Origin of the sequence: Pseudoalteromonas rubra, from assembly GCF_005887095.1 — a bacterium.
GTDB lineage: Bacteria > Pseudomonadota > Gammaproteobacteria > Enterobacterales > Alteromonadaceae > Pseudoalteromonas > Pseudoalteromonas rubra_E.
The window spans coordinates 149,321-166,553 of record NZ_PNCI01000001.1 but is presented as its reverse complement, the minus strand read 5'-3'; the positions used below and the strand labels follow the sequence as shown (position 1 = coordinate 166,553).

At 47.3% G+C, this 17,233-nt stretch carries 13 protein-coding genes; 5 read left to right on the top strand and 8 right to left on the bottom strand.

What is annotated here, in order from left to right; translation table 11 throughout:
• The first annotated feature begins 44 nt into the window (after positions 1 to 44).
• The gene (locus tag CWB99_RS00655) at positions 45 to 1,052 is read left to right on the top strand and encodes an isocitrate dehydrogenase (protein ID WP_138551911.1); all 1,008 of its coding nucleotides are present in this window, start codon (positions 45 to 47) and stop codon (positions 1,050 to 1,052) included.
• 37 nt (positions 1,053 to 1,089) lie between these two features.
• On the opposite strand, the gene CWB99_RS00650 is transcribed toward CWB99_RS00655, so the two are convergent.
• Positions 1,090 to 4,035, bottom strand: a complete 2,946-nt coding sequence (locus CWB99_RS00650; protein WP_171045224.1) for an immune inhibitor A domain-containing protein — start codon at positions 4,033 to 4,035, stop codon at positions 1,090 to 1,092.
• A 403-nt stretch (positions 4,036 to 4,438) separates the two neighbouring features.
• On the opposite strand from CWB99_RS00650, the gene CWB99_RS00645 reads away from it, so the two are divergent.
• Positions 4,439 to 6,160 carry an acetolactate synthase 3 large subunit gene (locus CWB99_RS00645; protein ID WP_138551913.1) on the top strand — a complete coding sequence of 574 codons (1,722 nt, stop codon included), beginning with the start codon at positions 4,439 to 4,441 and terminating at the stop codon, positions 6,158 to 6,160.
• A complete protein-coding gene (gene ilvN, locus CWB99_RS00640) occupies positions 6,160 to 6,657 on the top strand; it encodes an acetolactate synthase small subunit (RefSeq protein ID WP_138551914.1) in 498 nt (165 codons plus the stop codon). The genes CWB99_RS00645 and ilvN overlap by 1 nt, the downstream gene beginning before the upstream one ends.
• Positions 6,658 to 6,714: 57 nt before the next feature.
• On the opposite strand, the gene CWB99_RS00635 is transcribed toward ilvN, so the two are convergent.
• From CWB99_RS00635 to CWB99_RS00615, 5 genes are all read right to left on the bottom strand, one after another.
• Positions 6,715 to 6,990, bottom strand: coding sequence for an HU family DNA-binding protein (locus tag CWB99_RS00635; protein WP_054016655.1), 276 nt, complete (start codon positions 6,988 to 6,990; stop codon positions 6,715 to 6,717).
• 231 nt (positions 6,991 to 7,221) lie between these two features.
• On the bottom strand, positions 7,222 to 8,601 hold the full coding sequence (gene phrB, locus CWB99_RS00630; protein WP_138551915.1) for a deoxyribodipyrimidine photo-lyase: 1,380 nt from the start codon (positions 8,599 to 8,601) through the stop codon (positions 7,222 to 7,224).
• The gene (locus tag CWB99_RS00625; RefSeq protein WP_138551916.1) at positions 8,601 to 9,572 is read right to left on the bottom strand and encodes a YbgA family protein; all 972 of its coding nucleotides are present in this window, start codon (positions 9,570 to 9,572) and stop codon (positions 8,601 to 8,603) included. The genes phrB and CWB99_RS00625 overlap by 1 nt, the downstream gene beginning before the upstream one ends.
• Before the next feature lie 34 nt (positions 9,573 to 9,606).
• A complete protein-coding gene (locus tag CWB99_RS00620) occupies positions 9,607 to 9,924 on the bottom strand; it encodes an MGMT family protein (protein WP_138551917.1) in 318 nt (105 codons plus the stop codon).
• Entirely contained in the window at positions 9,908 to 10,804 is an 897-nt protein-coding gene (locus tag CWB99_RS00615; RefSeq protein ID WP_138551918.1) for a LysR family transcriptional regulator, read from the bottom strand. Before CWB99_RS00615 ends, CWB99_RS00620 begins: the two co-directional genes overlap by 17 nt.
• 96 nt (positions 10,805 to 10,900) lie before the next feature.
• Here CWB99_RS00615 and CWB99_RS00610 point away from each other — a divergent pair, with 96 nt between their 5' ends.
• Positions 10,901 to 11,980, top strand: a complete 1,080-nt coding sequence (locus CWB99_RS00610) for an efflux RND transporter periplasmic adaptor subunit (protein WP_138551919.1) — start codon at positions 10,901 to 10,903, stop codon at positions 11,978 to 11,980.
• A 1-nt stretch (position 11,981) separates the two neighbouring features.
• Positions 11,982 to 15,035: an efflux RND transporter permease subunit gene (locus tag CWB99_RS00605; RefSeq protein ID WP_138551920.1), complete on the top strand. Its 3,054-nt coding sequence runs from the start codon at positions 11,982 to 11,984 to the stop codon at positions 15,033 to 15,035.
• Between the two features lie 34 nt (positions 15,036 to 15,069).
• On the opposite strand, the gene rluF is transcribed toward CWB99_RS00605, so the two are convergent.
• Together rluF and CWB99_RS00595 are read right to left on the bottom strand one after the other, a co-directional pair.
• Positions 15,070 to 16,017: a 23S rRNA pseudouridine(2604) synthase RluF gene (gene rluF / locus CWB99_RS00600; RefSeq protein ID WP_138551921.1), complete on the bottom strand. Its 948-nt coding sequence runs from the start codon at positions 16,015 to 16,017 to the stop codon at positions 15,070 to 15,072.
• Positions 16,018 to 16,166: 149 nt separating this feature from the next.
• The gene (locus CWB99_RS00595) at positions 16,167 to 17,192 is read right to left on the bottom strand and encodes an ABC transporter substrate-binding protein (protein ID WP_249331572.1); all 1,026 of its coding nucleotides are present in this window, start codon (positions 17,190 to 17,192) and stop codon (positions 16,167 to 16,169) included.
• Positions 17,193 to 17,233 lie beyond the last annotated feature (41 nt).

Here is a 17,233-nt window from a genome sequence, read left to right as displayed (position 1 = left end):
ATCTGTTCTACGATGTAAATTTACTTTTGATAAAGGAAACATAAATGGCTAAGCAAACTATCACGGTGATCCGTGGCGACGGCATCGGTCCAAGCATCATCGACTCAGCAATTGAAATTTTGAATGCAGCTGGTTGTGAATTCGATTATGAGTACGTTGACGCGGGACTGGCAGCACTGGAAAAAACCGGTGAGCTGCTGCCTCCTGAAACGTTGGAAGCCATTGAACGCAACAAAATTACTCTTAAAGGCCCACTGACGACGCCTGTTGGTGAAGGCTTTACTTCTATTAATGTGACACTGCGTAAGCACTTTGGTCTGTATGCAAACGTGCGCCCTGTTAAATCTTTTGAAGGCACTAAAGCACGCTACGACGACATTGATATCATCACAGTGCGCGAAAACACACAGGGTATGTACTCTGGCCTGGGTCAGGTAGTCTCTGAAGATGGTAGCGAAGCAGAAGCTATGTCTAAAATCACGCGTGAAGGTGCTGAGAAAATCGTTACTTTTGCATACGAGCTAGCCCAGCGTGAAGGCCGTAAAAAGGTAACCGCAGTTCATAAAGCAAACATCCTGAAGTCTACTTCTGGCTTATTCCTGAAAGTGGCACGTGAAGTTGGAGAGCGCTTCCCGGAAATCGAATCAGCGGAAATGATCGTCGATGCAACTTGTATGAAGCTGGTTATGACCCCAGAAGAGTTCGACGTTGTCGTCACAACTAACCTGTTTGGTGACATCATTTCTGACCTGTGTGCAGGTCTGGTTGGTGGGCTGGGCATGGCTCCAGGCGCAAACATCGGCGAAAATGCGGCCATTTTTGAAGCAGTACACGGTAGTGCTCCTGATATCGCAGGTAAGAACCTGGCAAACCCAACTTCTGTAATCCTGGCGTCTATTCAAATGCTTGAATACCTGGATATGGGTGAGACAGCCGACAAGATCCGCAACGCTGTTGCTGATGTGATCAAATCTGGTGACCGTACAACACGCGACCTGGGTGGCAACCACGGTACGACTGACTTTACACAAGCAGTTATCGAGCGCCTGTAAATCTTACCAACGCTCTTAGCATCCCTGCGCCCTGCTTTTATGCAGGGCGTTTTCTCATCCCTGTAATTACAAACATCAACATACTCAACGCGAATAAACCACCCGCGGATCCACCCTGCCCTTCGTCCGTCGGCTCAACAAGCACTACATCTGCTGATACAACGATTTGCTGATTGTCGCTTAGATCCGTGAGCGTTGCTGACACCTGATAGCTACCGGCACCGTCGTAACTATGACTGACTGATGCGCCACTACCTGTCTGACCATCACCAAAAGCCCAGCTAATTTCATAATTTCCTGACCCACCTTCAGTAACTAGCGTAAAGTCTGCCGCTAACCCACGCTTTACCACGTTAATCGTTCCGCTGAGTGGCACCACAATACTCTCTTCTATCGATTTGCTCACTTTGCTGCCATTGGCATCTTCCAATGTGACCACGATTAAGTACCTAGCGGACAAACGATATTGATGTTTAATATTATACCCTTCTAATACTGCACCATCCCCCAAATCCCAGCTTACAGCGACTGGGCTAGCCCCTCCATGAAACTCTACACTGGCTTCCAGGCTACCCTTATCGATAGCAACATTAGTACCGGTCAATACTAATGGTGCTGTGATCACCACTTGTTGTTCAATCGACAGCGTCTCTCCAGATTCATTAGTTCGTGTAAATGTCACCTTATAAACTCCCTGACCCTGATACTGATGTTCCGGTTCAAGTAATTCACTGTGGTTACCGTCGCCGAATTGCCATTGAAAGGTATCGGTCGTATCAAGTATCAGGCCAGAAACGGAAAAGCCCACGCTCAGGCCATTCACCTTCAGCTTAATTTTAGGCCTGGTATCTACAGATACTTGGAGCTGTGCATTGCGGTAATCTTGGCTGATTTCAAGTACTTCAATCGATAGCCCGTTTTCAGGTAACACGACCCCAGATAGCGGCTGCTGAGGGTGACTATAGTCCTGGCTATCATTAAATTCAGAAACGGGCTGCAATCGGTTATCGCCAAGGCCAGCAGGCTGATCTTGTACTCTCATTGCCGCATCCCGTAATTGGATCCGAGTTGCAGCAGGCGTCACGCCATTTGCTCCGGGTATGATAAGTTGGTCTGTATCGACCACCAGGATTTTACCTTTGCCCGGATGTAAAGACACAGAGTTATTCTCGACATTCTCATTACCGTACCAAACTAAGACACCTGGCGCATAACTGGCACCTTGTAGCCCCGCATCTATGCCCAGATGAGACCTCAGCTGTAAATAGTATGCCTGTTCAAGTCCTGCTCGGTAACTGGAAATTCGACTAAAACCTGCGAGCAAGAGCTGCTCAGGAGATTCTGCATCTGCAACAGAGATCACATTCTCTCCGGCGTAAACAGTGATATCATCCAGCAGAACCCCAAAACCATATTCAACATTATCCGTTTGGTATAATAGTTCCAAAGTGACTGTCTGGCCTGAATACTCAGTAAGCGGGTATACTAACTCGACAACCTTACTCCCGTTTGAACCACCCTCAGCCTGGCCACTGTCGCCGTCAATATAATGAGTAACAGAAGGATAGATAGGATGTTGTGCTTTCGTCAAATTGCCGGCAAGGGACTGCTCGTTGACCTTTACCTGGAAAAAGTCGTAGCCGTCCTCAATATCAAAACGAGCCTGAACTGTCAGACGAAGCTCGGCTGTATCAGGTAACGTCACAGCCATGGTAGCACGGTTGATTTTGGCATTGCCCTGACCTGAGTAATACTGATACTTACCATTGATTGGTTCGCCTATATACTCGAGACTGGCAGGTAAATTTACCTTCAGCTGATCCGTTTTCCCGGAGTACTCTCCAACATGATTCAGCTCTACCTCGCTGCCCTGAGTCAGCTGAGCAAGCTGTAACTCGCTCTGATTCACCCAGTTTCCACCTAATTTAGCTTGCAGCCTTTCCAAATTGCGAGGCGAAAAAGACACAGGTTGTGAGCCTCGCAGAGCACCCAGCCAGTTTCCGTTAGACATCACGGACCAGTTTGCAACCGGTTCACCAATAGTACCATTGCTAAGATCGTATTCGTCTATTAGACCTAACTCATGACCGAACTCATGTACCACTACACCCATGCTGGCATCAATCGGGTTAACGGTGTAATTATGGATGCGTACATCACTGTTGGAAATTGCTACGGGTGTGTAGCCATCTTCTGATACCACAAAGCGGTGTGACCAGATGGCATCTGTGCCTAAGACTCCGCCACCTGCTTCCTCACCAATGCTTGAGTGAAACAGCATAATATGATCCACAACGCCGTCGGGTTCATTTATGATGCCGTCCCCATCCAGGTCGTTTAAGTCACTAAGATCGTACTCGCTCAGATTAATGTCGTAGCGGCTAACCGCTTGCTCCACCGCCTCTTTCACTAGTGAGGCGACATTGATATCTCGGCTGACACCGACTCTTTGACCGTAGTATTGTGCATTTTGTGCTGCCGTGATCCAGCCGTAAACCTCGCCTGTAAGGCTGAAACTCCCCCCTGAGGCCAGCTGATAGTATTGATACGCACTCTTGAGTAGTTGTCCGTCAGGTGCTTTAAATCCTTGTTCCGAAAATATCAGCTGCTCGTAATGACTGACAGGATAGCTTGGATAGAACATATCAGAGTCAGATTGCACCAAACGGTTATCATCATGTGGCAAGTCAGGAAAATCGACCAGAATAGCCAGTATTTTTGCACCACTGACAGGGCTGCCTGACGCACCCTGATAGCCACGTAAATGCAAAGACTCAGCAGGCGGTTTGCCATTGAACGGCACACGCACAGTAAAGCCATCTACCTCTGACAGATAATCTGAAATTTGCTGACTGGCCTCGTAGTCAGAAAGCGTTCGGCCCGCACGCTTTTCTAGCCAGTAACGAAGCTGCTGTTGGTCTACTTGTAACGCTTGCAATGGTTGTGCAAACAACGCCAGAATAACTAAAAGGCTGAATTTCATACTAATATACCCAATACGATAGTCAAAGGGATAGTAACAGGTTGCTGAGTATAATTCTAAACGCGCCAACAGCGTGAGAAAAAGCATTATTTATCCATAAAAACATCACCAAACCGCAATGAAATACTACATTTCAATATTTAAAACACCGAAAAGGCACATTAATGCATTTTGGCCATTTTGTAACTTGACAGTTCAGATGATTACCCTTTAAATAAAGAGCATCAGATTAAACTTTTTACGCAGAAATTAACTATGCAAACTATTCTATTCACAGTTGTGGTACTCGTACTGGTCTTAGTGGTAAGTCCGGCGGGGCCGTTGTGAGCGAACGTTTGCACAGACCCCGCACTAGCGGGGTTTTTTTTTGCCTTTAATTTAAACTTTGCTGAGGAATGAGGTAATGAATGAGCAATTTAACGGCTCAGAGCTAGTTGTAAAAGCACTGGCCGAACTGGATGTGGACTATATTTTCGGGTACCCGGGTGGTTCAGTGCTGGATCTTTACGATGCGTTGTTTGCACAAGATGAGGTTGAACATATCCTGGTCAGACATGAACAGGCTGCTACACACATGGCTGATGGCTACGCCAGAAGTACAGGAAAGACCGGGGTTGTGCTCGCAACCTCTGGACCTGGCGCCACAAACTGTGTGACGGGTATTGCCACCGCTTATATGGATAGCATTCCTATGGTGGTGCTGTCAGGTCAGGTACCCTCCAATTTGATAGGTGATGACGCGTTTCAGGAAACAGACATAGTTGGCTGTTCGCGCCCCATCGTTAAACATAGCTTTAACTGTCGTGACGCTGAAATGATCCCGTCGGTGCTGGCCAAAGCATTTTATTTAGCAAATTCTGGCAGACCAGGTCCCGTGGTTGTCGAACTGCCAAAGGATATTCTCAATCCTCAACTTAAATTCGATTACAAGATGCCTGCACGCATTGAAATGCGTACTTATAACCCAAGCTCAAAGGGACATTCTCGCCAAATCAAGAAAGCGGTAGATGCAATTTTGGGTGCTAAACGTCTGGTCGTATATTCAGGTGGCGGGATTATTCTATCCAATACCTCAGAGCAGCTCACTGAGCTGGTTGAGACGCTTAATGCCCCGATCACCAACACCTTAATGGGCCTGGGCGGAATCAGCGGTACGCACCCAAATTTTGTGGGCATGCTAGGTATGCACGGCTCATTGGAAGCAAACAAAGCGATGGCCAATGCAGACGTTATTCTGGCATTGGGTGCCCGCTTTGATGATCGGGTAACAAATAATGTCAAAAAGTTCTGCCCCGATGCCACCATAGTGCACGTTGATGTAGATCCGACCTCAATTTCCAAGACAATCCAGGCACACATACCTGTTGTCGGTTGCCTGAAGACCGTACTGGAACAGCTACAAAGTGCAATTGAGAAAAGCGCATTGCGTATTGACCGCGCAGCACAAGAGTCATGGTGGCAGCAAATTACAGCTTGGCGAGAACAACGCTGTTTGTCGTACGAGGCTCAGGGGGAAAAAATCAAACCACAAACCGTAATCGAAAAGCTCTACCAAATTACCCAAGGTGACGCATATGTATGCTCGGATGTAGGCCAACATCAAATGTTTGCAGCCCAGTACTACCCCTTCAAACACCCCAGACAATGGATTAACTCCGGCGGTCTGGGAACCATGGGGTTTGGTCTGCCCGCAGCAATGGGCGTAAAAGTTGCCTACCCCAACGCGGATGTTGTGTGCGTGACCGGTGATGGGTCTATACAAATGAACATTCAGGAACTTTCCACCTGCCTTCAGTACGGACTCAATGTAAAAATTGTCTCTCTCAATAACCGCTCTTTAGGCATGGTACGCCAATGGCAGGACATGATGTATGGGGGACGTCATTCGAGCTCTTATATGGAATCCCTGCCCGATTTTGTTGCCCTTGCACAAAGCTATGGACACGTCGGGATCCGAGTCGACCACCCGGATGAACTGGACGACGCTTTGGCGCGAGCATTTGCCATCAATGACCGCCTGGTTTTTCTGGATATTTGTGTGGACGAAAATGAACACGTTTACCCCATGCAAATTAAACTGGGCGCCATTGATGATATGTGGTTGAAAAAAGGAGTGAAAGCATAATGCGTAGAATATTAGCCATTTTACTTGAAAACGAGCCGGGTGCTCTGTCGCGCATTGTGGGCCTGTTCTCTCAACGTGCATATAACATTGACAGCTTAACGGTAGGCACAACCGACGACAAAACACTTTCTCGCATTACCATAACGACACATGGAGATGACAGAGTTGTTGAGCAGATCACCAAGCAGGTAAACAAACTCGTTGACGTGCTTAAAGTCATCGACCTTACTGAAGCTGCTCATATCGAGCGCGAGCTATTGCTCGCCAAGGTATTTGCGGGTAACGAACAAACCAGAGCCTCGGTCACGCGTGTCACAGACGTCTTTGGAGGCGTCATACTGGACATGGGTAAACGCAGCTATACCGTACAACTGGCAAGCAGCAGTGACAAGATCGAGTCATTTCTGGATATGCTCAGACATGAAAGCGATATTATTGAAATCGTTCGTTCCGGAACCGTAGGAATAGGACGAGGAGATAAGGCATTAAGAGGTTAATACAAAAAGGGGCAAAAGCCCCTTTTTTAAAATATATAAAACTGTGCTAGCAGTTTATTAAGGGTTAACCTGATCTTTAAGGCCTTTACCCGCCTTGAAAGAAGGGATATTCGCCGCTGGAATTTGGATTTCAGCGCCAGTTTGAGGGTTACGACCCGTACGCGCTGAACGCTCTTTTACAGAGAAAGTGCCAAAACCAACCAGTGCCACTGAGTTACCATCTTTAAGAGACTGAGTTACAGCACCAGTGAATGCTTCCAGCGCGCGTGCCGCTGCAGCTTTTGAGATCTCAGCGTCAGCCGCCATCTTTTCAACTAGTTGAGCTTTATTCATTGTATAATTCCTATGTTTTTATAATTTGCCGAAGCGGATTCTATGTTTATCCATTTTTTTTCTTTGTGCAAGCCTAAAATCCCCTTTTAACTAAAATATTTACGCTATTTCGCCTTATCTGGCGCGGGTGTAATCATATCAGGCACAAAAAACCCCATTTTTTGATTACTTTACATCCACTGCGTCTTAGCCCCCGTCGCTATTGAGCTCACAAGAAATTGCTGTGACTGCTTAAACCTTAAACGCTGCCAGCGCTCTTTCCCGTGCCGCTTTATGTTCCACTATGGGTTCAACATAACCATCTATGGAAAATGCCTGTAAATAATCATGAGGAAAATGGATCGACTTGGCGGGTATCTCACTCAGTTCTGGCACAAACTTACGTATAAAATCCCCTTGGGGGTCAAACTTTTCACTTTGGCTGATCGGATTAAAAATCCGAAAATAAGGCTGTGCATCACACCCGGTACTGGCAGCCCACTGCCAGCCTCCGTTGTTACTCGCCAGGTCACCATCAATCAGCTTGCTCATAAAGTACTGCTCACCTTTGCGCCAGTCTATCAACAGATGTTTAGTTAAGAAGCTTGCTACTATCATGCGCAAACGGTTATGCATCCACCCGGTTTGGTTAAGCTGACGCATAGCCGCATCGACTATAGGGTAACCTGTTTTTCCTGCACACCAGGCCTGAAACTGAGCCTCATCCTGGCGCCAGCTGACCTCGTTGTACTTTTCATTAAAATTAAAGCCTTTACATAGTTTTGGATAAGCACAAATAAGGTGTCGGTAAAATTCTCGCCAGATCAACTCATTGACCCAGCTGAACGCAGGTGCACTGGTCATGTGTAACAGTTCAGGCAAATGAAGCTGGATTTCAGCCAATAATTGCTTCACCGATACTATGCCCAATGCTAGATAAGGGCTCAGTCCTGAGGTGCCTTTTACACCCGGGAAGTCCCTCTGATCCTTATAATCTGCCATTTTATCCTGAATAAACGCTTGAGCGACCTTCACCAGGGTTTCATCATCCACTGGCCACTTAGCTGAACTGCCGTCCCCCGTAAGCAGCTCAGGCGCTTCCCACTCAACGGGCGTCAGGTCTAGTTTGGGCCAGCCTGGCAAAACAAAGTGCTGTTGCTCATACTGTTTGAGCCAGGCTTTTTTAAATGGCGTAAACACTTTGTACATTTCGTTACTGGCCGTCGTAACACTCCCAGGTGGTGCTATGACATCGCCATCGAATAGGTGAAATTGTACACCGGCCTCCTGACAGGTTCTGTCTCTGGCCTGCTCATTTACTTCATACTCTCGGTTGGCGTATACCCGTTTAACCTCATGAGTCTGGCAAAACTGAGCAAGCAGTGTTGGTACCTTGGCAAAGTTACCTGCATCCAATACATGTAAGCGCACACCTAACTCGGCCAGTTTATGCCCCAACCACACCACACGTCGCTTGAGCAAATCAACCTGCACAGGTGCCGTATTGTGCTGTTGCCACTGTTGTTCACAGACAAAAAAAAGGGCATCACGGGCCCCATTTTCAACAGCCTCTATGAGCGCCTCATTACCATAAATACGCAAATCGCGACGAAACCAAAACAGTGTAGACATTAAATCGCATACCTCAATTTGAGTTCATTTGGATAAGGATGGAAATACACTTGCTGCATCAGATAATCGTTTGGATGCATTATCAGGTGGTGGCGCAATAAAGTTAACGGTACCTGCAAGGGCACCTGACCAATGCGATAATCGTCAATTGCACGGCAAAGTTCCTGTTTCTCAACCTTGCCCAATACTTTCTTAAAATAGCCCTGCAAATGCGATAATGTATTCGCCTGATCTTTACGTCTGGCCGGTCGAGACAAGGCCTCCATCAGCCCTTTAATGTAGGTCCCTCTGAGCTCATCCAGATCTGTTCCCTTACCTTCTGCCAACAGCCTGCCAAGTTCGCGATAAGCCTCGTAATTGTGGCTCATCAATAAATATTTGTGGCGTGCGTGAAAGGTCGTTAATTCATGTAATCCTGGGTTGCTGACCACCAGTTCCTGCCAACTTTTATACACATAGACACGCATCACGAAATTTTCTCTCAGGTGCATATCGTTTAGCCGGCCATTTTCCTCGCACGGCAGCAGCGGGTTACGTGCCATGATTTGTTCGGCAAAGATGCCTATACCTTCGGAAGTATTGCCCGTTTCGGCTTCATTATAGATTTTCACCCGCTCCATACCGCAACTAGGGCTTTTGGCACAAAAGATGTAGCCAGACAACTGCGCACCATGCTCATCTGATACCTTCTTTCCGTATTGTGCCAGATCTGGAGCATAATCTTCGTCGCTGTGTGCAGGACCAACCTTAATCACATCCTCTACCCTCACCTGACGAATGGTTTTTCTCGGAATGGGTAAACCGATGGCAACTTCTGGACAAAAACGGACATATTCGACGTAGTCTGCCAGTTCGTCCATACAAAAATTGCTGCGTTTATGCCCGGAATCAAAACGCACTTTATCCCCTGCCAGACACGCGCTGATCCCTATTTTAATGGGGCTGTTGAAGTTAAAAGCTTGCTCTATCATTGCTCTCTCCATAACTTAAAAATGACGGATAGATTTAGCACCACTGATACTGGCGTAAAGCAACTTTACCGCCTTGTATCTGCACTCCCTCCGAGCGCAGCAACGCACTCTGCTCGCTGAATTTGTCGCTCTCGGGTGGAAAAGAAATCTTCCCCTGACTGTTAATCACTCTGTACCAGGGCAGACTCGAACCCGCGGGCAAATGCTTCAACAAGTAACCAACCGCCCTGGCATGCTTGGGTGCCCCGGCAAGAGCGGCTATTTGCCCGTATGTTGCGACATTACCAGGTGGAATGGCGCCAATCAGGGTGAAGACTTTGGTTCTGAATTCCTCTTTAGTTTCCTCTAGCAAACTGCGCTCCTAATGCTGTGAACTGTTGCCATAAATGCCGGGCAACCGGCCCATAATGACTCTGGTGACGACGAAATGCATGTATTGCAGCAGTGAATTCATGTTGTCTGTCTATGATTTCAATGCGCTCAAGCTCGCCGCTTTCCAACTCCTGTCTACAGGTGTTGAGGCTGGTCAATGCAAACCCAACCCCCTGAGACAAGAATAGTTTGATGGTACTGACATCATCCAGTTTCATCACATGTAATCCTCTGGAATAGGCCAAACGTTCACTGTCAAAATCAAAACCGCTCTCTACCATCGCAAGACAAGGATAAAGACTCAATTGATCATAGTACATACGTTTGGGCAACAAGCCCCGTTTGGCAACCACACCTAACTTAGTTTCTCCAATTGCAATGGATTCAAGTTCTCCCGTGGCGTGAAATAAGTCAAACCAGGGGCCTATCCCTAGGTCGGCGGCGCCAGCATTCACTTGCTCAAGGGCCACAAAGCGCCGGCCGCTGGAAATCACCAGCTCTGTTGAGGGAAATTGCTTAAAAGTGCTACTAATCTGCGCGTTATACGTTTCCTGATGGCACATGGGTTCATAGCAAATACGAAATTTTGCTTCGTTGCCCTGAGAAAATTCATCCGCCAGAATTTTGAGGTGGTTGTGGTGCTCTAATAGCTTTTGGGCGTGCTGATGAAAGCGCTTGCCCTGCTCAGTCAGTCGTATCCGATAATCTTCTCTCGTCACCAACGCAAAGCCCAGCTCATCGGACAGCCTTTTTAAGGCTTGCGTTACCGCCGGTTGTGATTTATACAATCGTTTTGCCGCCTCGCTCAGGCTTTGTGCATTTGCTACGGCATCGAGTACCTGAATATCTGCCAACTTCATAAATAAAATTTATTTTATACCAAAGTTTTAATAATTTTTATTTTATGCCCAAATTCATTATCCTGCACTAAATTTTAGTCTGAGGGAGTAATATTCGTGAATAAACTCGCACTCTTTTTTCCCGCTTTGCTGTTTTTGTCTGCCTGTCAGGAAGCCACACAGCCGGCATCAACCAGTCAAGTCATTCGCCCTGTTAAACTACACACGGTGTCCGATCCACAAGCCAGTCAGTTACGGAGCTTTCCAGCTGAAGTCGTCGCCAATCAGGGGTCCTATCTTGCTTTCAGAGTCAACGGAGAGCTAATGGAGTTTCCGGTATTGGCCGGTCAGGAAGTGAAAAAAGGACAGCTTCTGGCTAAGCTCGACCCGGAAGACTTCGAGCTACAACATCAGCAACGAAAAGCACAGTTTGAACTGGCCGTTGCGCAGCTGAACCGTATTGAGTCTTTGTACAAAAAGTCAATTGCCAGTAAAGCAGAATACGATCAGGCTCTGGCAAATGAGCAAGTCGCCGAATCCGCTTTTAAAATCGCTCAGACTAACCTGGAAAACAGTGAACTCAGAGCACCATTTGACGGTACGATTGCCAAAGTATTTGTGAAAAACTTTGAGAACATTGTCGCCAAACAAAATATTTTGCGCCTTGAAACACGCGACCGTATGGATGTGGTTATTCAGGTACCCGAAAAGCTAGTTGCCCGCGTTAACAAAGACCTGGATTATCACCCGACAGTCATTTTCGACGGCTACCCGGACAAATCTTATCTGCTAAACATTAAAGAGTGGGACACGCAAGCCGATCCGGTCACCCTCACCTATAAAGTGGTGTTTTCACTGCCTATTCCGGAAGACTTTAACCTGCTTGCCGGTATGACGGGACATGTCTATGTCGACCCGAGCAAAATCACCAATCAGAGTATCTCCGCGATTATCGTGCCTAATGAAGCAGTATTTTCAGAGCAGACTCAGGCCGCTGAAGGCAACCACTACGTCTGGATCTATAACCCAGATACTCAGCTTGTTTCAAAACGCGCCGTCCAACCGGGCTTGTTCCGCCAACAAGGATTTGAGATTAAGAGTGGCCTGCAGCCGGGTGAAATCATTGTCTCTGCCGGCGTACATCACCTCAGCGACGGTCTGAAAGTCCGTCCGTGGACTAAAGAGCGAGGCCTGTAATATGAGTCTTGCCAAATGGTCTATTGAAAACAAAGTCATCAGTGCGATGTTTGCACTACTGCTGCTGTTAGCAGGGACAGTCTCGTACTTTGGCCTTGGGCAACTGGAAGACCCTGAGTTTACGCTTAAAAAGGCGATGGTCATCACCGTTTATCCGGGTGCATCCCCTCAGCAGGTTGAAGAGGAGGTCACTTACCCTATAGAGAATGCCATTCAAAGCCTGCCTTATGTTGATTATGTCACGTCTATTTCTTCGCCGGGCCAGTCTCAGATCACGGTAGAAATGAAAAGCACCTACCGCAAGGAAGATCTCAAGCAAATCTGGGATGAGTTAAGGCGTAAAATAAACGATTTAGAGCCCAATTTACCACCGGGTGTTTACCCTCCTAAGATCATGGATGATTTTGCCGATGTTTATGGCGTACTGTATGCTATAACCGGAGATGGGTACTCCTATGAAGAACTTAAGGAATACGTAGATTACCTGAAGCGAGAGCTCGTGTTGGTCGATGGCGTCAGTAAGGTCACCATTGCCGGAGAGCAACAGGCTCAGGTGACCGTTGAAATATCCAGTCAGAAGCTTTCGCAGCTCGGGATATCACATAACCGTATTTTTTCGCTACTCCAGACACAAAACAGTGTGTCAAATGCTGGTAAGATCCGCGTCGGAGACGAGTCTATCCGTATTCATCCCACAGGGGAATTTAACCAGGTTTCCGAGCTCGAAGATCTGCTGATCTCAAAGCCAGGCGCCAAAGAGTTAATCTACCTGGGTGATGTTGCAACAGTCAGACGCGAATATGCAGAAATTCCGACGCATATCACTCGCTACAATCGCGATCAGTCTTTGCTACTCGGTATCTCGTTCAGCTCGGGTGTCAATGTAGTAGAAGTAGGTAAAGCCATAGACAAGCACCTCGCTTCGCTAGAGTATCAACGCCCACATGGCATGTCTGTCCACACAGTTTACAACCAGCCTAACGAAGTAGAAAAATCCGTCGACGGATTTATCGTCAGTCTGCTTGAAGCCGTTGCCATCGTTATTGTCGTACTGTTGATCTTTATGGGAGTCAAAAGCGGTATTCTGATTGGCGGCATCCTGCTTCTCACAGTGCTCGGTACGTTCGTTTTCATGAAGATGTTTGCAATTGACTTGCAACGAATTTCACTGGGTGCTCTGATCATCGCACTCGGTATGTTGGTTGACAATGCCATCGTTGTTACTGAGGGGATCCTGATCAACCTCAAACGTGGGCAAACCAAGATTAAAGCAGCAGTCAACATTGTGGAGCAAACTAAGTGGCCATTGTTAGGTGCGACGGTGATTGGCATTACCGCCTTTGCGCCCATAGGGCTGAGCTCTGATGCCAGTGGTGAGTTTGCTGGCTCTCTGTTCTGGGTGTTACTCATTTCCTTGCTGCTTAGTTGGGTAACGGCCATCACACTTACGCCCTTTTTTGCAAACATATTATTCAAAGAAGAGATCCAACAAGGTAACAACAGCGAAGACCCTTACCAGGGCTTGATCTTCACCGCGTACAAAGCCCTGCTAAGAGCTTGCCTGCGATTCCGCTGGACAACTGTCGTTGCTATGATTGCACTACTCGGGTGTGCAATGGTTGGTTTTAAATCGGTAAAGCAGTCCTTTTTCCCAGCTTCAAACACACCTATGTTTTATGTCGACTATTGGCACTATCAGGGGGCTGATATTCGCAGTACAGCAGACAACCTTGAAAAGCTTGAACGGTTTTTGCAATCTGATGATCTGGTCAAGGAGATCACCACCACTATCGGCCAGGGTGCCCCCCGATTTATGCTCACCTACAGTCCGGAAAAGCAATACGCTTCTTATGGCCAGTTAATCATTCGAGTTACAGACAGAGACGCAGTTGCGACAATGATTGCGAAAGTGAGAGATTTTGCCGCTAACAATGAACTCGATGGCAAACTCAAAATCAAGCGCATGGAGATTGGCCCATCGACGGATGCTAAAATTGAAGCTCGCTTTTCCGGGCCAGATCCTGTGGTCCTGCGTCAGCTGGCAGATCAGGCAAAAAACAGGTTAGCCCAAGACTCAGGGGCATTTAATATCCGTGACAACTGGCGTCAGCGTTCTAAAGTGCTGGAGCCGGTGTTTAATGAGCAAAAAGCACGACGCCTGGGGATCAGTAAATCCGATCTCGATCAACTATTGCTGACCAGTGTATCGGGCAACAAAGTTGGCCTGTATCGCGATGGCACCAAAATGCTACCAATCGTCGCGCGTGCTCCTGAAATCGAAAGGCGCAATGTCGAAAACCTTGTTGACCTGCAGATATTCAGCCCGGTCCTCAATGTCTATGTGCCGTTGGGCCAGATCCTTGACGGCGTGGAAGTCGTCTGGGAAGACAGCCTGATAATGCGTCGCGACCGCAAGCGGACGATCACCGTCATGGCAGATCATGACGTCATTGGCAATGAAACACCGGCTAAGCTGTTTGCCCGGGTTCGTGCTGACATCGAAGCCATTGAACTACCACAAGGTTACGAAATGCAGTGGGGCGGTGAGTTTGAATCCTCGAGTAAGGCACAAAAGGCGATCTTTGGCTCACTTCCTCTGGGTTACTTATCCATGTTTATCATTACTGTGCTGCTGTTCAACTCAGTACGCAAACCTCTGGTGATCTGGAGCACAGTACCACTTGCCATTATAGGAGTAACAGCGGGACTGGTCATATTTCAGGCTCCCTTCAGCTTTATGGCACTACTTGGGTTACTCAGCCTGTCTGGTATGTTGATTAAAAACGGCATTGTTCTGATGGATCAAATAAATCTGGAATTAGACAGTGGTAAAGACCCCTACCAGGCGGTGTTCGATTCCGGTGTGAGCCGTGTGCGCCCCGTTTCAATGGCTGCAGTGACCACCATTTTGGGTATGATCCCTCTGTTGTTTGACGTGTTCTTTAAATCAATGGCCGTAACCATCATGTTTGGTCTGGGCTTTGCGACAGTCCTGACCTTGATAGTTTTACCCGTTATTTACTGTTTGTTCTTTAAAGTAACCGCACCGAGATAGTAAAAGGGCCGCATACTGCGGCCCTTTTACTCATTTATTTTTTCAAAGACAATGTCCCTTTAACTCGCGTGCGTGGATTAGCTCCCGTGCGGTTTTTTGGCTTTTCAGAGCGCACTGCTTTTTCGGAACGACTTCTGTCTGAGCCATGCTGTTTTTTAGCCTGACCAGCTTTACTTCTGGTGCTTTTTGGTGCCGACTCATGACGACTATGATCTGACCTGGCTGGTTGTCGTGCGACACGTTTTTGCTCATCAACGGATGCTTCTTCCGTTTTCGATGACCCTTCGATTGAGGCATTGATCTCTGCCATTTCCGATTCACTGAGGTGACGCCACTGCCCCGGGCGCAACCCATTCAGATTGACATTCATGATGCGCACACGCTTAAGCGTTTGTACTTCATAGTCAAAGTATTCGCACATGCGTCGGATCTGGCGATTCAGCCCCTGCGTTAACACGATAGTGAACTGCTTCGCTGCAGTTTTCTTAACAAAGCATTTTTTAGTGACAGTGCCAAGAATTGGCACTCCTGAGCGCATACCACGAATAAACTCCTCGGTAACGGGCTTGTCGACCGTCACCACGTATTCTTTTTCATGGTTGTTTCCAGCGCGAAGTATTTTATTGACGATGTCACCTTCATTGGTCAAAAAGATCAAGCCTTCGGATGGCCTGTCCAGTCGGCCAATAGGAAATATGCGTTCAGGGTATTGAATGGCACTAACAATATTACTTTTTATCTTGCGCTCCGTTGTGCAGGTCACACCCACGGGCTTGTTGTAAGCGATATATACCCGCTTTGGTTTAGATTTTAGCGGTTTATTGTCAATCAGTATGGTGTCTGCATCACTGACCTTAAGTCCCATTTCGGCGACCTGGCCATTGACGGATACCCGGCCGTCGCTGATCAGCGTATCCGCTTCTCTGCGGCTACAAAACCCTGTTTCACTGATGTATTTATTTAATCGCTTAAGTTCGTTCATAAAGAAGCAGTTATCTTATCTTGTACATGGAGGCAATACTCACCTTACGACCAGATGAGTTACAGGAAGCGCATGGTAACAAACTTTGCAAGCCAGTAGAAATGTTTCATTGTTATTGTGGCTCACAAGGTACTGACTCATCAACACTGCTATTCGGATATTACACCAGGTGCCGTCTCTCTGGCCAAAAACTCGGGTGACACTAGATATTGCGTCTGTTTGTTTTTTAATAAGCTGAACTTACTAAAATCAACACCTGACCAGTCTGATTTATCAGCCAGCCACAGGTAGCGATGGACATTATGTCCATTGATCACGACTAAAGGGTAAGTGATTGACTGGTGCTCTTGCCAGTATTTATGACCATGGAACCTATCGTATAAGGACAAGATGGCTAGCCCGCCCATGATAAAATGTCCGCCAACAGACGCTTGTAACTCCCCCTTTTCTATCAATCCAAGTGTATCATTGAGCCAGTCAAAGCCGCCAATTGCAACGAACCTCTCTTTATCACTACTTTGTTGCTTGACCGCACTCAGTGCGCCCATCGCCATTAAATCGGACGCACTCCAGATAATGTTCGTTTCTGGATATCGCTTAAGAAGCCGTTGTGTTTTTTCCATTGCCTGAGTCTTGGACCAACTGGCATAGATAGACTGCTGTAAGGCAACTCCCTGACTTCCAAAATACGACTGCGCTCCCTGATTGCGGGCATCTGACTCGCTGCCATAATGACCATTGATTGCTATGGCCTGAGGTTTAACCTGGCTATCTTGTTCACGCAGGGACTCTGTCAAAGCCTTAGCCAGCTCTGCCCCGGCACGAAAATTATCAAAGTAGATTTCTCCCAGCCAGTTTTTATATCTTTGGCCGGGCTTGCCTATTTCAGTCTGTTCAGGCCCGTTAATGGTTTGCTCCAGAGTCAGGTATTGGATCCCATATTTTTCTAACAGATCCAGATGTTGCTCCGCGTTACCCGGGTACAGCATCAGTACGACGAAGTCAGGTGTGGCACGATACTCCAGGTACTTTTGCAGCTCGGCGAGCTGAATATACCGGCTCCCGTCACCATATATCACGTCAAGTTTCACATTGAGCTGTTTACTTGCAGCCTGTGCAATGGATTCGACTTTTTGCCAAAATGGCTCCCCGGATACAGAGGGATTAACCAGCAAAACTGAAAAGTCCGCCTTTGCAAAACTCAAATGAGATGACA